Here is a 17,543-nt window from a genome sequence, read left to right as displayed (position 1 = left end):
CAGGGTGGACGACGGACGTATCGCCGGCACGATCGTCGAGATCGTGCTCACCGAGTCGGAGCCGGACGCCATCGTGATGCACCTCAATCTGCCCGCCATCGTGCCGTTCGCGAACGAGATAGGCGTCGACCTGCTGGACAATCTCATCCGGTCGGCACTCGACGCCGTGTCCGCGCACCGGAAGAACACCCACTTCGTCTTGGTCCTCCGATCGAACGGACATCCCGACATCGACCGGCGAAAACTCGACGAGCGACAGCGTGCCGCGGACCTGGGCATCCCGGTCTTCGACGAATACACGAATGCCGCCAGAGCGCTCGCGGCGCTGGGAACCTACGAGGCACGTCGACAGCTGCTCGACACCGGAACAGCGGAACAGCAATGAACGACCACCCGAGGGCCGCGGTCGAATGAGAGCGACCTACGACTACTCGGGCGCCGTGGTCTTCGTGACCGGCAGCACGTCGGGAATCGGATACGAGATCGCCCGAGGCTTCGCCGCCAGCGGAGCCTCGGGTCGTGATCAACGGTCGCGACGAGGACCGCCTCGACCAGGCGGCGCGCTCTCTCCGGGACACCGGCGCCGAGATCCTGCGGCTGCGAGGGGACGTCCGCGACTGGGCGCAGGTGACCACGATGGTCGCCTCGATCGACGAGTGCTACGGCACACTGGACGTACTCGTGAACAACGCCGGCGGCCACTTCGCCAGCCCGCTCGAGGAAATCAGCCCGAACGGCTGGCATGCGGTGGTCGATCTCAACCTCACCAGCGTCTTCTACTGCTCGAAGGCCTGCCTGCCCGTTTTCAGGAAGCAAGGTCGTGGCGCCATCCTGAACATCGGTTCCATCGCAGCTTTCGGTGCCCACCCGCACCGGGCACACGCGGGTGCAGCGAAGGGTGCCGTGGTATCGCTGACGATGACGATGGCCTACGAATGGGCACCGTACGGCGTCAGGGTGAACTGCATAGCCCCGGGCGCGATATTGACGGATGCCTCCCCCACCTCCAACGACGCGAAGCGAAGCGCAGAGGTAGAGGAACGAGTCCCGATGGGACGCGCAGGTCGCCCCGAGGAAGTGGCCCAGGCATGCCTGTTCCTGGCCTCGGACAGCGCGACCTACATCACCGGGGAGACGATCCGGGTCGACGGCGGTCCCCGTCGGGCGGTGTAGTCGCACGACGACAGCGGGCTGGATGTGACTCGAAAGCTGGCCGGCACAGAAAGGAAGAAGAGTGGCGGATGTCGAAGTGCTGTCGGAGATTACGGGCTCGGTCTGGAAGATCGAGGTCCAGGTGGGCTCCGAGGTGACGGAGGAAGACCCAGTCGCCGTCCTGGAGACCATGAAGATGGAGATCCCCGTGTTGGCTCCGCAGCCAGGCACGGTGAAGGAACTCCGTGTCGAGCACGGCCAATCCGTCGCGGAGGGGGACGTGCTCATGGTCTTGGCTACGTAACGCCCGCCCGAAGAGCAGCGATTCCGCGGCATTTGCGCTGGTGAAGGGCGCGTGCCTTGTGGTCGATACGACCGTCGGACGCCCACGCTCATGGCGACGCTTTCGGCGACCCCGCTTGTCATTGGTGAGGCTGGCCTCCATCCGGCCCGGAGGTCGCCGGCACCCGTACCACGGCACGGGCGGTTACCTCGCGCGGCGTAGTGGTCGACCTAGCGGTCCATTGACACGTTTCAGAAATCGATTACTGTGGCGCTCTGGGACGTGCACTGGAGCGCGGGTGACCCGGTCCATGCACAACTCTGTCGACCTCGGGAGTTGTACGGATGAGCCACCACAGCAGTGACGTCTCAGCAGTCAGCAGGCGCAGCTTCCTTGCGCTTACCGGCGGTCTCGGCGCCGCCGTGGCCGGCCTGGCCGGTTGCGATACCGGGTACCGCGATCGCTCCGGTGCAGAGGGCACGTTCCACATCCCGGATCCCAGGAAGTCGCTGCCTAGCAAGGACGTCACGTTCCGTCTGGTCGACAGCGGTGACACCAAGAAGCCCTTCTGGGACGCGTTCTTCGAGGCCTACCAGAAGAAGCACCAGAACGTCACCGTCAAGTACGACGGCATGCTGGTGAACCGGATGGACGAGGCGATCCCGCTCGGCATCCGCAACGGCACGGCCCACGACGTGTTCCAGCTGCCGCCGTCGATCACCATCCAGAAGGCCGTCGCCGAGGGGTGGGTAGCGCCGTTCGACGACCTGGTGCCGGACGTCGAGGCGTGGAAGAAGAAGTTCCCCGACGGCACCTTCGCCGAGGGACAACAGATCTACGCCGGCAAGCTCTACATGGTGCCGCTCGGCACCGAGCAGCGCCACTTCTGCCTCCTGCACTACAACAAGCAGCTGATGGACGAGGCCGGCTACGACCCGGCGGAGAAACCGCTCACCGTCGACGAGTACCGCGACGCGGCACGGAAGATGACGAAGAAGATCGATCAGGTCTACGGCGTGGTGCTCGAGATCGGCCAACCCAACCGGCTGACGAGCTCGGTCGAGTACATGGCACGAAAGGCCGGCCTCGGCATCGACACCGGCGACGGCATCGATGGCCGCACCGGGGAGTTCTTCTTCACCAAGCCTGAGGTGCTCGAGGCGATCGACGTGGTACTCGCGCTACGTAAGGACGGCAGCCTGTTCCCAGGTTCGAACTCGCTGTCCGCGCCGGAAGCATGGCCACGCGTGGTGCGCGGCGGTGCCGGCATGGTGTCCGGTGGGCCGTGGGTCGCCGCCCAGTGGCAGAACGACAACCCGGACTTCGAGTTCGGCGTCGCTGACCATCCGACACCGGTCGAAGACCCACTCCCGCTCGGTTACACCCGCTTCGGCTCAGACTCCGTGTGCATCTACGCGAAGAGCGAGCTCAAAGGCGGTGGCCGGCGACGTGCTGTCGTACGTGCTCAGCGACGAAGGCCAGACCCGCTGGGGAGAGATCGTCAACTGCGGGAACCCGCCGATCTTCGAGAAGGCCAGAGCGACGGCCGCCAAGGACTACACCGCCGAGGGGAAGCGGTGCGTGGAGATCGCCGACGCGATGGTCGCCAACCCGCAGCCGGTTGTCGCGAACCCCGATGTCGCGCTGGCCAACCAGGAGCTGAAAACGCCGGTGGTGGAGGACTTCGGCGCGGTCATCCAGGCGATCATGGTCGGCGAGGAGACGAACCCGAAGAAGGCGCTCGCCGACCTGGCCGGTAGGCGCAACCAGATGCTCGACGACGCGATCGCCGCGGTGCAGAAGAAGGGTGCGAAGGTCAGCCGCGAGGACTGGGTGTTCGAGAACTGGGACCCACGCAAGGACTACCTGCCGGCCGACTACAAGGGCCGGTGATCCGTGGCGGTCGTCGGACAGGCCGCCCGCCTGGGAGGCACCGGGCAGGAGCACGGCGCCACGTTGCGCGCGCGGTTGTGGAATGCGCGCTGGTGCTACGTTTTCATGTTGCCGACCCTCGTGCTCGGTACGGTGTTCACGTTCTACCCGATGGTCGCGTCGTGGCACATCTCGCTGCTCGACTGGTCGGGACTCGACACCGACCGCATCTTCGTCGGCCTGGCCAACTACCGCGAGGCGGTCACCGATCCCGCGTTCTGGGACGCGTTCGGGCGCACCTTCCTCTTCACCGCGGCGGCGGTGCCGGTGATGCTGGTGCTCGCGCTGCTCGCCGCGATCGTCCTCAACGACCAGGCACTGCGGATGCGTGCGGTGTTCCGCACCATGTTCTTCCTGCCTGTGGTGACGACCACGGCGATCGTCGGTGTCGTGATGTCGATGATCATGAACCCATTCGACGGTCCGCTGAACCAGGCGCTGCTCGACGTCGGCGCAGTGAACCAGCCGATCGACTTCCTCGGCGATCCCAACCTCTCCCTGTGGTCGGTCGCCGGTGTGTTCGTGTGGAAGTGGATGGGCATGGCCATGATCTACTGGCTCGTCGCCCTGCAGACCGTGCCCCACGACCTGTACGAGGCAGCGCGCGTCGACGGCGCCGGGTGGTGGGCCTTACAGCGACACATCACGCTGCCGATGATCACGCCGTTCGCTGTCATCATCGTGCTGGTGACGTTCGTCGGTGCGCTGCAGACGTTCCCGCTCGTGCAGTCGATGACCCAGGGTGGACCGGCGTATTCGTCCGAGCTCGTCGAGCTCTATATCTACCGGCTCGCGTTCGCCAGCCAGGGTACGCCCCGGCTGGGCTACGCGTCGGCGGTCGCCGTCTTCTTCGGCATCACGGTACTCGCGCTCACCCTGGTACAGGCGTGGGGCGTCCGCAGGGCGGGCGCGTTCCGGCGGGACGTCAGGGATGCCCGATGACCGTCGGCACCGGCATCGCCGTACCGGACGCGGAGCCAGCGGTGACCACACGCCGGCTGCGCCCGCGCACCTCGGTCCGCGGCTGGACCCGCGAGATCGTGGTGAGCCTGGTGCTCCTGCCGATCTGCCTGCTGTGGATCTATCCGTTCCTGTGGATGGTCGGTGCCTCACTCAAGTCGGAGACGGAGATCTACGGCAGCGTCGGCATCCTGCCAGAACAACCTGTCTGGGAGAACTACGCGCGGGCGTGGTACGAGGCCAACATCGGGCCCTACTTCTGGAATACGTTGATCGTGACGGCTGCGACCGTCGCGATCGTCACCATCACCACGGCGATGATCGGCTACGTGATCGGCCGGTACGCGTTCCCCGGCAAGAAGGTGCTGGTTGCCGTGTTCGTCGCGTCGCTGTTCCTGCCGGAGGGCTACACGATCATCCCGATCTTCGACGTCGTCGACTCGCTCGGGCTCGCCGGCTCGCTGTGGGGCATCATCCTCGCCGAGTCAGGCGGCGCACACGTCATCCAGATCATGTTGTTCGCCGGCTACTTCAGACAGCTGCCCAGGGAGCTCGAGGAAGCCGCGCGGATCGACGGCGCCGGCTTCGTCCGCACGTTCTGGCAGGTGATGCTGCCGCTGGCCAAACCCGCGATCGCGACGGCGATCATCATGACGCTGATGCGGGTGTGGAACAGCTTCCTGATCCCGCTGGTGCTGACCCTCCCCGCCCGGAGCTGCGCACCCTGGCCGTCGGCATCTACTCCTTCCAGGGCGAGAACTTCACCGACTGGCCCGGCATGGCCGCGGCGTCGACCATCGCGTTGCTGCCGATCATCGTCGTGTTCCTGGCGCTGCAGCGCTACTTCGTCGAAGGCGTAGCCGGAGCCGTGCGCGCCTGACCTGACCGCCCAACCAGCCAACCGACCCATACCTGGAGTGTTTGCGCGTGCTGTTCGGAGTCTCCTACTACCACGAGTACCAGCCGTACGACCGGCTCGACGAGGACGTCAGGCTGATGCGGGAAGCAGGCATCAACTACGCCAGGGTCGGCGACTCGATCTGGTCGCTGTGCGAGCCGACCGAAGGCCGATTCGAGCTGGACTGGCTGCAACGGGTGCTCGACGCATTGCACGAGGCGCGGATCCGCGTCGTGCTGGTGACGCCGACGTACGCCATCCCGCCGTGGCTGGCCAGACGGTACCGGGAGGTGATGGCACAGACCGCCGGCGGCGCACCGCGGCCGTTCGGCGCACGGCAGAACACCGACGTCACCAACCCGACCTACCGGTTCTACGCCGAGCGGATCACCCGCAAGGTGCTCGAGCGGTACGCCGACCACCCGAGCGTCGTCGGGTTCCAGGTGGACAACGAGACGGGCAACGTAGACGCGCACAACCGGAGCGTCTTCGACGCGTTCGTCGCGTGGTTGCAGGCGAAGTACGGGTCGGTGGCGGCAGTCAACGAGACCTGGGGACTCGCCTACTGGTCGCATCGGATCACCGAATGGGCCGACCTGTGGCCGCCGGTGGGCAACACCAACCCCGGGTACGACCTGGACTGGCGGCGGTTCCAGGCAGCCACGGTCACGGAGTTCCTCACCTGGCAGGCCGGCATCGTCCGCGAGTACGCGCGGGAGGGACAGTTCGTCACCCACGACGTGGTGGGCTCGCACGGCCGTGCGCACGCCGACAGGTACCGGATCGCGGCCGCGATGGACGTGCACGCGGAGAACCTCCCCCATGCGCCCCAGGACGGCCTGCTGCACCCGCCGGTGGAGCGGACGGCGATGAATCCCTACACCAGGTCGGGCGCGGGGCCGGCGCAGCTGTACCAGCGCTGCGACATGGCGTACGGCGCGAAGCGGTCGAACTTCCTCATCACGGAGATGAACCCGCTGAGCGTCGGCGGCTCGGACAACAACTTCCCCCAGTACGACGGCCAGTGGCGGATGGCTGCGTTCGCCACCATCTCCCGCGGCGCCGACATGGTCGCCTACTGGCACTGGCACAGCCTGCACTACGGCAACGAGACCTACTCACACGGCATCCTCAACCACGACCTGGAGCCCAACAGGTGCTACGCCGAGCTGGCCACCGTCGGTGCCGACCTGCGCGACCACGGCGACCGGCTCACCGGGCTCACCCCGGACGCCGACGTGGCGTTCGTGTACTCGTACGACAGCAAGTACGCGCTGGAGTTCCAGCCGTGTCTGAAGACGCCCGACGCGCGGCCGGACCGGGAAGCGTACGCACGGATCTTCGACGCCTGCTACCGGGGCTTCTTCGACGCCCGTGCGCAGGCGGTGGTGCTCGACGCGGGTAGCGACGTCACGGACTTCCCCGTCGCCGTGGCACCCGCGCTCTACGCCGCAGACGAGGAGACGTTGCACACGCTGACCCGGTACGCGGAGCACGGTGGCCACCTGGTGCTCACCTTCCGGTCGGGGTACGCGGACGAGTTCGCACGGGCCCGCTGGCAACGGGCACCCGGTCCGCTGCGGGCGGCCGCAGGTATCGGCTACCAGCTCTACTCCAACCTGGCGACACCGCTGGGTGTGCGAGCCGACGAGGCCGACCTCGAGCTGCCCACGGAAGCGCGGGCGACCGGTTGGGCGGACGAGCTGGTGCTCGAGGGTGCCCAACCGTTGGTGACCTACGACCACCCACACTTCGGGCGGTTCCCCGCGATCACCAGCCACCGGTTCGGTTCCGGGCGCGTCACGTACGTCGGCACGTTGCCGAACCCGGCCATGGTCGAGGCGATCGCCGCCTGGGTGTTGCGGCAAGCTGACATCGAGCCGCCGGGCGTGGGTCAGCCGGATGCGGTGCGGATCACTACCGCTCGGACGTCGACCGGACTGCGGCTTGCGTTTGCCAGCAACTGGTCCTTCGAGGAGCACACGGTCAGCGACCCCGCTCTCGCCGGGCACGACCTGCTCGCCGGCGCCGCGGTGCCGGCCGACGGTGTGCGCCTAGGGCCCTGGGACATCAAGGTGATCGCCGGCGACTGACCCCACGCATGTCGGCAGTCGGCTGAACTGTCGACACTCGTACGGACGTTCGACCTGCTGAATCCTAAGCTTTGAGATTGCGCCATTGACTGCCGGAACCGGATCGGCCTATCGTCACAGCGACTTGCGGTATATCGACCACTGTGCGGTGTACCGAACGGGAGCGCAGCATGACGTACACCGGGGCAGCGGCCGAACGGGGTCGGTCCATCTCGACCTCGAGGTCGGCAGGTACGCGGAAGTCGAGCGCTAGCAACTGTCATTGCACCGGATCAGCCAAGGCAGCGTAGTGGCGATGGCCACTGCATTGCGTACGCGCGAGCGGCCAGCTGTCGGCCGAACTCCGGGTGCAGGCGTCGCCGGTGTCGAGCCCGCGATGGACGTCCCCTAGGAGAGATGCCGATGAACCCGACGGACGAAGTTGTCTTCGAAGTACGTGACCGCGTCGCCTACGTGACCATCGACAGACCGGAACGCCGTAACGCGCTCAGCCAGGCGGTCACCGCCTCCCTGATCGACTACTTCTGCAAAGCACAGGAAGACCCCGACGTCTGGGCCGTCGCCCTCACCGGCAGCGGCGACCGAGCCTTCTGCGCGGGAGCCGACCTGAAGGAGTTCGACGAGATGGCCCGCCGGGGCGAGCAGATCCCGGTCCCGATGCGCGGCCCGCAACGCAACCTCTTCGAGGTCGTACTCGAGACGTACAAACCCACGATCGCCGTGCTCAACGGGCCCGCAGTCGCAGGCGGTTGCGAGCTCGCGCTCGCCTGCGACATCAGGATCGCCGCCGAACACGCGTCACTCGGCATGCCCGAGGCCAAGCGCGGCATGGGCGCGAACTTCGCCACCGCCATGCTGCCGCGGCTCATCCCCCGCAACATCGCACTCGAGATGCTCTACACCGGAGAGCCGCTGACCGCCGAAGAGGCGCTACGCCTTCGCCTGTACAACCACGTCGTACCGGCGGCGGAGCTGCCTGAAGCAGCGGAAAAGCTCGTCCGTTCGATCGTCGCCAACGCGCCGTTGTCGCTCCGCCGATACAAGGAGATGACCACCAAGGGTTGGGAGCTGCCCGTGCAGTCCGCAGTGCGCCTCGACGTCGGCCCGAACCCCTACCTCACCGAGGACCGCGCGGAAGGCATCCGCGCCTACCTGGAGAAGCGTCCGCCCGAGTGGAAGGGGCGCTGACGAGCAACCGGAAGCTGTCGGACCACAAGACCCACAACTCGATGGGAGGCGGCCGGATGACCGGCATCCCTGGCGAGCTCACAGCCGACCAGTTGGCCATCAAGGAGGCCGTGAGCGAACTCTGTGCGTCGTACCCGCCGGAGTACTGGCGAGAGAAGGACGCCGAGCTCGCGTACCCGGAGGAGTTCGTCGACGCGCTCGCGAAAGCTGGCTGGCTGGCCGTACTCATTCCCGCGGAGTACGGCGGTGGCGGAGGTACCGTCGCGGATGCTTCGCTCGTCCTCGAGACCATCAACAGGTCGGGTTGCTCCGGAGTGCCCGCCCACGCGCAGATGTACACGATGGGCACCGTGCTCCGACACGGCAGCGACGAGCAGAAGCGACAGCTACTGCCGCTCATCGCCTCGAACGAGGTCCGGCTCCAGGCTTTCGGGGTCACCGAGCCCGACGCCGGGTCCGACACGACCCGCATCCGCACCTTCGCCGAGCGAGACGGCGACGAGTACGTCGTCAACGGGTCGAAGATCTGGACATCGCGATTCCAGCACTCCGACTACATGCTGCTACTGTGCCGCACCACGCGGTACGAAGACGTCGCCAAGAAGTCCGACGGGCTGTCGATCCTGCTCGTCGACCTGCGCAAGGCCGGCGACTCGATCACCCATCGACCGATCAGGACGATGACCAGCCACGAGACCAACGAGGTGCACTTCAACAACGCGCGAGTGCCGGTGGCGAACCGTGTCGGTGAGGAAGGCAAGGGTTTCCGTTACATCCTCTCCGGGATGAACGCCGAGCGGATACTCGTCGCGTCGGAGGTGCTCGGTGACGGGTTCTGGTTCATCGACAAGGCATCCGCGTACGCCAGTCAGCGGGAGGTGTTCGGTCGGCCGATCGGCGTCAACCAAGGGGTTCAGTTCCCACTCGCCCAGGCGTACGCGGATCTGCACGCGGCAAGTCTCGTGCGGTGGCAGGCAGCGGCGAAGTTCGACGCGGGTGAGCAACCGGGATTCGAGGCCAATGCAGCGAAACTGCTGGCGTCGAAGGCAACGTGGGCGGCCGCCAACGCCGCCATGGACTCCTTCGGCGGCTACGGCCTCGCGGCAGAGTTCGACGTGGAGCGGAAGTTCCGGGAAGCTCGCCTGCCGCTCGTCGCACCAGTAAACAACAACCTGATCCTCGCGTACATAGGTCACCAGGTGCTCGGCATGCCCAAGTCCTACTGAGCGGTGCGCCAAGGCTACGAGAAAGGTGAGTGCCCGATGGTCGGCTCGCTGTCTGGCATCAGAGTCATCGACGTGACCACCAGCGTGGCCGGTCCGTTCGCCACGCAGATCCTCGCCGACCTCGGTGCCGACGTGATCAAGGTGGAGCGTCCGGGTACCGGCGACGACACCAGGCGATGGGGACCGCCGTTCTGGGAAGGCGCGAACGGGCGCGAAGGCTGTACGTTCACCGCGCTGAACCGTAACAAGCGTAGCTGCGTGCTCGACCTGAAGGACGCGACCGACGCAGCGCGGTTCCGTGAGCTGCTCGACTCCGCCGACGTGCTCGTGCAGAACCTGCGACCGGGAACACTCGCGAACCTGGGGTTCGGGTACGAGGAGGTGTTCGCGACTAACCCGGGCATCATCTACTGCGACATGACCGGGTACGGACCGGACGGCTCGTTGGCCGACTCCCCCGCGTACGACCCGCTCATGCAGGCGTTCGGCGGGTTGATGAGCCTCAACGGTGAGACTGGACGACCACCTGTCCGAGTACCCGCATCGATCCTCGACCAAGGCACCGGCATGTGGACGGTGATCGCTGCACTGGACGCGCTGCGCGCCCGGGAGAAGACCGGCAGCGGAGCTCACGTCCACACGTCGTTGCTCAACACGGCGTTGATGTGGCTGCCCACCCAGTTCCTCGGCTACTTCGCCGACGGTTCCGTCCCACCGCGGTTCGGTTCAGGCGCCATCGGCATCTACCCGTACGCTGCGTTCCCGACTGCGGACCGGTACATCATCATCGCGGCAGGCAACCAGAACCTCTGGACGCGTCTCTGCAAGGCGATCGGGCGGGAAGACCTGCTCGACGACCCGCGTTTCGCGCAGAACCCGGACCGGGTCACCCACCGCGACGAGCTCGCCGAGGAGCTTTCCGCCACATTGCGCGAGGTGCCGAGCCGGGAATGGCTCGTGCGGCTCGAGGAGGTTGGCGTGCCGAGCACGCCGATCCAGACCATCGACGAGGTCGTCGTACACGACCAAGTGCAGGCGATCGGCGGCTTCGCCGACGTACCGCACCCCAGGATCGACGACTTTCGGGTGATCAACCTGCCTATCCAGATCGACGGAGCCTATCCATCGACCCGCCTGGTGCCACCCGAGCTCGGCGAGCACACCGCGGAGATCTTCGCCGAGCTGGACGCACACCGGGAGTCGCAAGCAACCTAGGAGGCTGTCGAATGACCGTGAGCGAACACACGACATCGACCATGCCGCAGGTGGCACACGGCCCGCCCGGATACCCGGCCGTAGCCCTCGTCGAGGAAGGCATGCGGGAAGGCCTGCAGATCGAAGACGCCGACATTCCCGTAGACGACAAGGTGCGGCTGCTCGACGCGCTGTCGAACACCGGCCTGCGTCGGATCGTCGTCGGCAGCTTCGTCAGCCCCAAGTGGACGCCGCAGATGCGGCACATCGACGAGATCGTAGAGAAGTTCACCCCGAGTCCGAACGTGATCTACACGGCGCTCGCGTTGAACCAGAAGGGGGTCGAGCGGCGCGCCGCGCACATCCCTCCGCTGTCGACCGATGGTGCACTGCCCGCGACGCTCGTCCACCTCTGCGACGTCTTCGTCCGCCGCAACACCAACCGTTCCCAGCAGGACGAGATCGACAGCTGGGAACGGGTGGTGCGGCAGGCGGTGGTCAATGGCGCCGAGCAGGCGCAGATCGGGGTGAACGCCGCCTGGGGTTCGAACTGGCTCGGTCCGTTCGACCACCAGGCCCGGATGGACCTGCTCGACCGGCAGATCAGGCTCTGGGAAGAAGCCGAGATCCCGGTGACGAAGGTCTTCATGGGCGATCCGATGGGCTGGCACATGCCGGACCAGGTAGAGGAGGATCTCACCGAGATCCAACGGCGCTGGCCGGGGATCACGACGTTCCACCTGCACCTGCACAACACGCGCGGCACAGCGCCGATCACCGCGTACTCGGCACTGCGAGTGCTCCGCGAGGAGCACACGCTGGTGCTCGACTCCAGCATCGGCGGCATGGCCGGCTGTCCGTACTGCGGCAACGGCCGGGCGGCGAACCTGATGCCGACCGAGGATCTCGTCTACCTGCTGGAGGAACTCGGCTTCGACACCGGCGTCGATCTGCGCGCGCTCGTCGACACCGTCGCGCTCGCCGAGGAGATCCTCGGCCACCGCCTGTACGGGCACGTGTCGAAGGCGGGTGGCCGACCACGGGGAGACGACCTGTACCCGATGGACCTGCCGTTCATCGAGACGCTCGACCAGGCGCAGCACTTCCGACTCGGCCCAACGGCGTACGAAGGCGCCATGTCGCCGTGGAAGGAGCCGATTCAGTCACCGGCCAGGCGGCAGCCCTGATGAGTGGGTACGGCGCTACCGAGACGGGCACGGTCCACGCAGTGGACGCGGTGCGCACCATGCTCAATGCGCGCTCGGTAGCGCTCGTCGGCGCCAGCGCGGACGAGTCCAAGTTCTCCGGACAACCGCTGCGGAACCTGCGAAACGCCGGCTACGGCGGGGACATCCACGTCGTGAACAAGAGCGGCGGTGAGGTGCTCGGCGTCCGTGCGCTGTCGTCGGCCACCGAGCTGCCGACCGGCGTGGACGTCGGTTTCGTCATGGTGCCCGCACGCCATGTCGCGGACACCGTGGCAGATCTCGGCCGAGCAGGCGTACCAACCGCGGTCGTCGCGGTCAGCGGCTTCGCCGAGATGGGCACCGCAGAGAGCACCGAGCTGCAGGACCGGCTGGCGGAGACGGCGCGGACGCATGGTGTCCGCGTGCTCGGCCCGAACTGCAACGGCATCTACAACGCCACCGCCGGTCTGCCGCTCGGTTACAACTACACGCACTCGCGGCGGCTTGCCCCCGGGTCGGTGGGGCTCGTCTCGCACAGTGGCGCGATGCTCGGTGGGTTCGCCCCGAGACTGCAGGAGTACGGGCAGGGCCTCAGCTGCTTCGCCTCCACGGGCAACGAAGTCGACCTCACCTTGGTGGACGTCCTCGAGTACCTCGTCGACGACCCGGCCACGGACGTGATCGCGCTCATCCTCGACAGTGTCGGTGACGGCGCACGGTTCCGCGAGCTCGTGCGTGCGGCGAGGAAGCGCGGGAAGCAGGTAGCAGCGCTCAAGCTCGGCAACTCGCCCGGCGGAGTGAGCGCCACCGAGGCGCACTCGTCCCGGCTGGCCGGGTCGAGATCCGCCTACCGCGCCGTCTTCGCCGCGGATGGCGTCGTGGACGTACCGTCGTTGGAGACGCTGGCACTCACCTGCGCGCTGCTCGGTGCGGGCCGGTCACCGCGCCACGACGGAGTCGTCGTGACAAGTACGTCGGGAGCGGGCGGGATACTCGCGGCCGACGCGCTGTCCGAGGTCGGCATCCCGCCGCCCGCGCTCACCGAACGGACCGTAACCGGCATGCGCCCGACGGCTGGGTTCGCTCGGGTGCAGAACCCGTTCGATATCGGTGCAGCGGGCAACGCCACCATCGACGTGAACCTCCGTGCCCTCGCCGGCGACCCGGCAGCGGGCAGTCTCGTCGCTTACCTGACGCCGGCGCCCACGTCGTCATGGCGGCTCGCGCTCGCCCGTGCCACGGCCGACGTCGCCGACGAGCACCCGGCGACGCCCATCGTCGTGGTGAGTCCGGCTCTACCGGACGAAGACGAACGGCACGTCTATGCTGCCGCCGGCGTTCCGGTGGTCGGCTCACTGCTCGACGCGGTCGCGGTCGTCCGGGCCATCAGCGACGTGAGCCCGCGATACGAACGGTCAGCGGCCGTCGACCCACCGACCGATCCGGCACCGCACGTCCGTAGCCTCTCCGAGCCGGCGAGCAAACGGCTGCTCGCCGGCTACGGGATCACGTTCCCCGACGAGGTGCTGGCGCACGACGTCGACGACGCGGTCGCCGCAGCACGCGACCTCGGCTACCCGGTCGTGCTCAAGGCGGCGGGCTCCGACTTCGTGCACAAGACCGACCAGGAGCTAGTCGTACTCGACGTACCCGACCACGACTCGCTGCGCCAGCACTACCTCGACCTGGCGGAACGGGCGCGTCGACTCGGCGACCTCGAAGGTGTACTCGTCGCGCAGCAGGTCCCCGAGGGGGTGGACGTGATGCTGGGAGTCACCGTCGACCCCGAGTTCGGGCCGCTCGTGGTCTGCGGCGTCGGAGGGACGATGACCGAGCTGGTCGCCGACGTCGCAGCCGCGCCGGTCCCCCTCGCTCGACCGGACGCCGAGCGGCTGCTCGACTCCACGCGCGTAGGTCGGCTGCTCGGCGGGTATCGGGGAAGGCCGAACCACGACAGGGACGCGCTCGTCACCCAGCTGTTGCGTCTCTCCGCAGCCGCCGGCGACCTGCCCGACGAAGTGACTGCCGTAGACCTGAACCCCGTGCGGGTCCTGCCGGGACGAGGCGGCACGGTCGCACTCGACGCGGTCGTGATGCGGAGTCCGTCCCCCGCACGCCCTGCTACCTGGAGGTGAACCGATGTCCGATACCGAGTCAGTCGCGGTGACGAGGTCTCTCGCGGAGTATGCAAGCTCAGCGGACCTCTGCGACATGCCCGAGGACGTGGCCGAGATCGCACGTCGGTCGCTGGTGGACACCGTCGGCGTCACCATCGCCGCGCGCGGCGACGACGCGGTCGGCATCCTGCGCACCACCCTCGGCGGCGAGCTGCCACCGGGAGACGCCACAGTCCTCACCGACGGCACCCTGACGAACGCGCGGACCGCCGCTCTGGTCAATGCCACGGCCGGTCACGCGCTCGACTACGACGACGTCACCGACCTCACCTACGGGCATCCGAGCGTCGTGCTCTGGCCGGCGTTGCTCGCTGCCGCGGAAACCGGCCGGCGCACCGGTCGCGAGCTGCTCGAAGCGTTCGTGATCGGCTTCCAGGTGCAGTGCGCGGTCGCATCGGGCATGGCAGTGCGCACGCACTACGGTCGCGGCTGGCACTCGACGGCGACGATCGGCGTGCTCGGCGCAGCCGCCGGCGTGGCCAGGTTGCACGGGCTCGACGTCGACCAGACCAGGTGCGCGCTCGGCCTCGCCGCGTCGATGGCCGGCGGCAGCCGACAGAACTTCGGCACCATGACCAAGCCACTGCACCCCGGCCTTGCCGCGCGCGACGCCGTCTTCGCGGCCGACCTGGCCGGCAACGGTTTCACCGCGGATCCCGACCAGCTGGAGTCGGCACTCGGCTACTTCGCGATGTTCGGCGACAGCAACGATCTGACAGCAGTCGAGAAGACCCTGCAGACACCGTGGGCGCTGACTGCTGAAGGGCTCAGCGTGAAGAAGTACGCCTGTTGCTACTGCACGCACCGCACCGCGGACGCGACCATCGACCTCGTTCACGAGGACGGCGTCGACGCGGGCGAAGTGCGCAGCGTGCAGCTCACCCTCGAACCCGCCGGCTTCGACCCGCTCATCCACCACCGGCCGACGACCGGCCTGCAAGGCAAGTTCAGCGCGGAGTACGTGATCGCCGCGGCACTGCTCGACAAGCGAGTCACCCTGGCCACGTTCACCGACGACGCGGTACAACGTCCCGAGGCGCAGCAGTTGTTGCGGAAGGTGGAGGTAGACGAGCAAGAGCGCCCACCGGTAGGGCCAGCGCAGTGGGAGCAGGCGTACGCCGTCGTCCAGGTCGACACGGCGCGCGGACCTGTGACCAAACGCGTCGACGTACCTCGCGGAGACCGGCGTGCGCCGCTGGACCGCGACGGCATCGAGGTGAAGTTCAGGGACTGCGTCGAGTTCTCCGGGTCCGGCATCGACGCGGATGCCCTACTGACCCAACTCTGGAACTTCGACACCTCGACCGCGTTCCGCGGCTTCGACGCGGTCCGGTCCGCCGGGACGGCAGCGTGAGCGGCGACATCAGCACGAAGAACGACGCCGCCGAGTCAGTCAAGTTCGGTATCGCCCTGACCAACCAGCATCCCGTCGGGCGAGACCAGCGGGAGGCACTCGACGAGCAGCTGCAGCTGCTGCGCAGCGCCCGCGATTCTGGGTGGGACTCGGTATTCGCGGCGCAACACTACCTATCCGACCCGCTCACCCACATCCAGCCGTTGCCGTACCTCGCGCGGCTGGCTGCGGAGGCCGGCGAGATGGAGGTGGGCATCGGCATCCTGCTGCTCGCGTTGCACAACCCGATCGAGGTGGCCGAGAACTACGCATCGCTCGACGTGGTGTGCGGCGGCAGGCTCATCTTCGGGGTCGGCCTCGGCTACCGACAGGAGGAGTACGACGCGTTCGGGATCTCGGTTCGAGAGCGGGTGCGGCGGCTGGAGCACAACCTGGACCTGGTGCGACGGCTGTGGGCGGGTGAAACGGTCGACGCGGACCTGCCGTGGTGTCGACTGCGCGGCGCGCGGCTGACGCTGCGCCCGGTCAACGAATCCGGCCCGCCCGTGTGGATGGCGGCGAACAACGACGGCGCGGTGGAACGAGCCGGTCGCCTGGCCGACACCTGGATGATCAACCCGCACGCGACCGCGGCGACGATCGAGCGGCAGATCGCGTTGTTCAGGCAGGCCCGAAGGGACGCCTGCCGCCCCGAGCACGTCGGGCTGCCGCTGTCCCGCGAGATCTTCTGCGCGCCGACCAGAGCGGAGGCCACGGAGCGCGCACGGCCCTTCCTGCAGCGCAAGTACGAGACGTACAGCGCCTGGGGGCAGGACCAGGTGATGCCGGCCAACGAGTCGTTCGACCTGCCGTTCGAGCAACTGGCGGACGACCGGTTCGTCATCGGTACGCCCGACGACTGCATCCGACTGCTGTTGCCCTGGCGACAGCTCGGTGTCGACCACTTCGTGTTGCGCACCTGCTGGTCGGGGATGCCGGTTGCCGATGCACTGCATTCGATCGACCTGCTCACCCGCGAGGTCCTCCCGGCCCTCCGCTACGGCTAGACCGGGGTTTGCGCATCGACTGGGCGGGCAGATAACTTGTCCGCAACACGGCACATTTGACTCCTGAGCCGAAGGTGCATGCCGATATCGGGAGATAACCTGGCTTGCAGAATGTGATCAACTGCTTTCGTGTGCTCGAGGCGGTCGCAGAACACCAGCCGGTCGGTGTATCCGAGCTAGCGCGGCTCCTCGGCATGCCCCGCACGAGCGTCTTCCGCTGCCTGCAGACACTTCAACAGGCCGAGTGGCTGGCGCCCCTGGGGCATGACGACACGCGATGGCGTGTCACGGCGCGAGCACTGACGATCGCCCGGGCCTCTCCGGAGCGAGGACTGCGGGAGGCCGCCCTGCCCGTGTTGCAGCGCCTCCGTGACGAAACCGACGAGACCGTCTACCTCACCGTTCGAGATGGGTACGGCGCGGTGCTCGTCGAACGACTCGACAGCAACAGGTCGGTACGAACGTTCTACCCGCTCTACGGCCGGATGCCGCTGCACGGCCCGTCCAACGCCAAGGCAATCCTTGCCCATCTCAGCGAGGAAGAGATCGACGAAGTCATGACCGCAGGCCTGGATCGGTACACCGACACTACCCAGTGCCAACCTGATGCGCTCCGCGCCGACATCACCGCCACCCGCGAGCGCGGCTACTCCATCAATCTCGCCGAGTGGCGACCCGAGGTTTGCGGAATCGGCGCCGCCATCCTGGACCCGACCATGCGTCCTGTCGGCGGCACCAGCATCTCCATGCCTGCCTTCCGGTTCGACGAAGACGACATCGCCCGGTACGGCAGCCTGGTCGCAGCGGCCGCGGCGGAAATCGCCCACCGCCTGTACAGCGTATGACGACCGGC

General features: G+C 67.3%; 15 protein-coding genes and 1 pseudogene. All 16 read left to right on the top strand.

Features of this window, described 5'->3' with window-relative positions; translation table 11 throughout:
• Window positions 1-43 precede the first annotated feature (43 nt).
• The 16 genes and pseudogenes from GEV07_12030 to GEV07_11955 all read left to right on the top strand — a co-directional run bounded on the left by GEV07_12030 (window position 44) and on the right by GEV07_11955 (window position 17,535).
• Complete coding sequence (locus tag GEV07_12030; protein MQA03410.1) at window positions 44-385, top strand: hypothetical protein; 342 nt, start codon at window positions 44-46, stop codon at window positions 383-385.
• A 134-nt stretch (window positions 386-519) separates the two neighbouring features.
• Window positions 520-1,173, top strand: coding sequence for an SDR family oxidoreductase (locus GEV07_12025; GenBank protein MQA03409.1), 654 nt, complete (start codon window positions 520-522; stop codon window positions 1,171-1,173).
• Between the two features lie 61 nt (window positions 1,174-1,234).
• Window positions 1,235-1,456 (top strand): biotin/lipoyl-binding protein, encoded by a 222-nt coding sequence (locus tag GEV07_12020; protein MQA03408.1) that lies wholly within the window; start codon window positions 1,235-1,237, stop codon window positions 1,454-1,456.
• 323 nt (window positions 1,457-1,779) lie between these two features.
• A complete protein-coding gene (locus tag GEV07_12015) occupies window positions 1,780-3,195 on the top strand; it encodes an extracellular solute-binding protein (GenBank protein MQA03407.1) in 1,416 nt (471 codons plus the stop codon).
• Window positions 3,107-3,328 carry a hypothetical protein gene (locus tag GEV07_12010; GenBank protein ID MQA03406.1) on the top strand — a complete coding sequence of 74 codons (222 nt, stop codon included), beginning with the start codon at window positions 3,107-3,109 and terminating at the stop codon, window positions 3,326-3,328. Before GEV07_12015 ends, GEV07_12010 begins: the two co-directional genes overlap by 89 nt.
• Before the next feature lie 105 nt (window positions 3,329-3,433).
• Window positions 3,434-4,309 carry an ABC transporter permease subunit gene (locus tag GEV07_12005; protein ID MQA03405.1) on the top strand — a complete coding sequence of 292 codons (876 nt, stop codon included), beginning with the start codon at window positions 3,434-3,436 and terminating at the stop codon, window positions 4,307-4,309.
• Window positions 4,306-5,207, top strand: a pseudogene (locus tag GEV07_12000) (ABC transporter permease subunit). The gene GEV07_12005 and the pseudogene GEV07_12000 overlap by 4 nt, the downstream one beginning before the upstream one ends.
• 47 nt (window positions 5,208-5,254) lie before the next feature.
• Window positions 5,255-7,318: a beta-galactosidase gene (locus GEV07_11995; protein ID MQA03404.1), complete on the top strand. Its 2,064-nt coding sequence runs from the start codon at window positions 5,255-5,257 to the stop codon at window positions 7,316-7,318.
• Window positions 7,319-7,720: 402 nt separating this feature from the next.
• Window positions 7,721-8,506, top strand: a complete 786-nt coding sequence (locus GEV07_11990) for an enoyl-CoA hydratase/isomerase family protein (GenBank protein ID MQA03403.1) — start codon at window positions 7,721-7,723, stop codon at window positions 8,504-8,506.
• Between the two features lie 56 nt (window positions 8,507-8,562).
• Window positions 8,563-9,732, top strand: coding sequence for an acyl-CoA dehydrogenase (locus tag GEV07_11985; GenBank protein MQA03402.1), 1,170 nt, complete (start codon window positions 8,563-8,565; stop codon window positions 9,730-9,732).
• A 36-nt stretch (window positions 9,733-9,768) separates the two neighbouring features.
• Complete coding sequence (locus GEV07_11980; protein MQA03401.1) at window positions 9,769-10,947, top strand: CoA transferase; 1,179 nt, start codon at window positions 9,769-9,771, stop codon at window positions 10,945-10,947.
• Window positions 10,948-10,988: 41 nt separating this feature from the next.
• Complete coding sequence (locus GEV07_11975) at window positions 10,989-12,113, top strand: citramalate synthase (GenBank protein ID MQA03400.1); 1,125 nt, start codon at window positions 10,989-10,991, stop codon at window positions 12,111-12,113.
• Entirely contained in the window at window positions 12,113-14,248 is a 2,136-nt protein-coding gene (locus GEV07_11970; GenBank protein MQA03399.1) for a hypothetical protein, read from the top strand. Before GEV07_11975 ends, GEV07_11970 begins: the two co-directional genes overlap by 1 nt.
• 4 nt (window positions 14,249-14,252) lie before the next feature.
• The gene (locus tag GEV07_11965) at window positions 14,253-15,644 is read left to right on the top strand and encodes an MmgE/PrpD family protein (protein ID MQA03398.1); all 1,392 of its coding nucleotides are present in this window, start codon (window positions 14,253-14,255) and stop codon (window positions 15,642-15,644) included.
• Between the two features lie 8 nt (window positions 15,645-15,652).
• Entirely contained in the window at window positions 15,653-16,690 is a 1,038-nt protein-coding gene (locus GEV07_11960; GenBank protein ID MQA03397.1) for an LLM class flavin-dependent oxidoreductase, read from the top strand.
• 104 nt (window positions 16,691-16,794) lie between these two features.
• The gene (locus GEV07_11955) at window positions 16,795-17,535 is read left to right on the top strand and encodes a helix-turn-helix domain-containing protein (GenBank protein MQA03396.1); all 741 of its coding nucleotides are present in this window, start codon (window positions 16,795-16,797) and stop codon (window positions 17,533-17,535) included.
• The last annotated feature ends 8 nt before the right edge of the window (window positions 17,536-17,543 follow it).

It is taken from the genome of Streptosporangiales bacterium (genome assembly GCA_009379825.1).
Lineage (GTDB): Bacteria > Actinomycetota > Actinomycetes > Streptosporangiales > WHST01 > WHST01.
The sequence above is the reverse complement of the archived record's forward strand: the minus strand, read 5'-3'. Positions and strand labels throughout refer to the sequence as shown.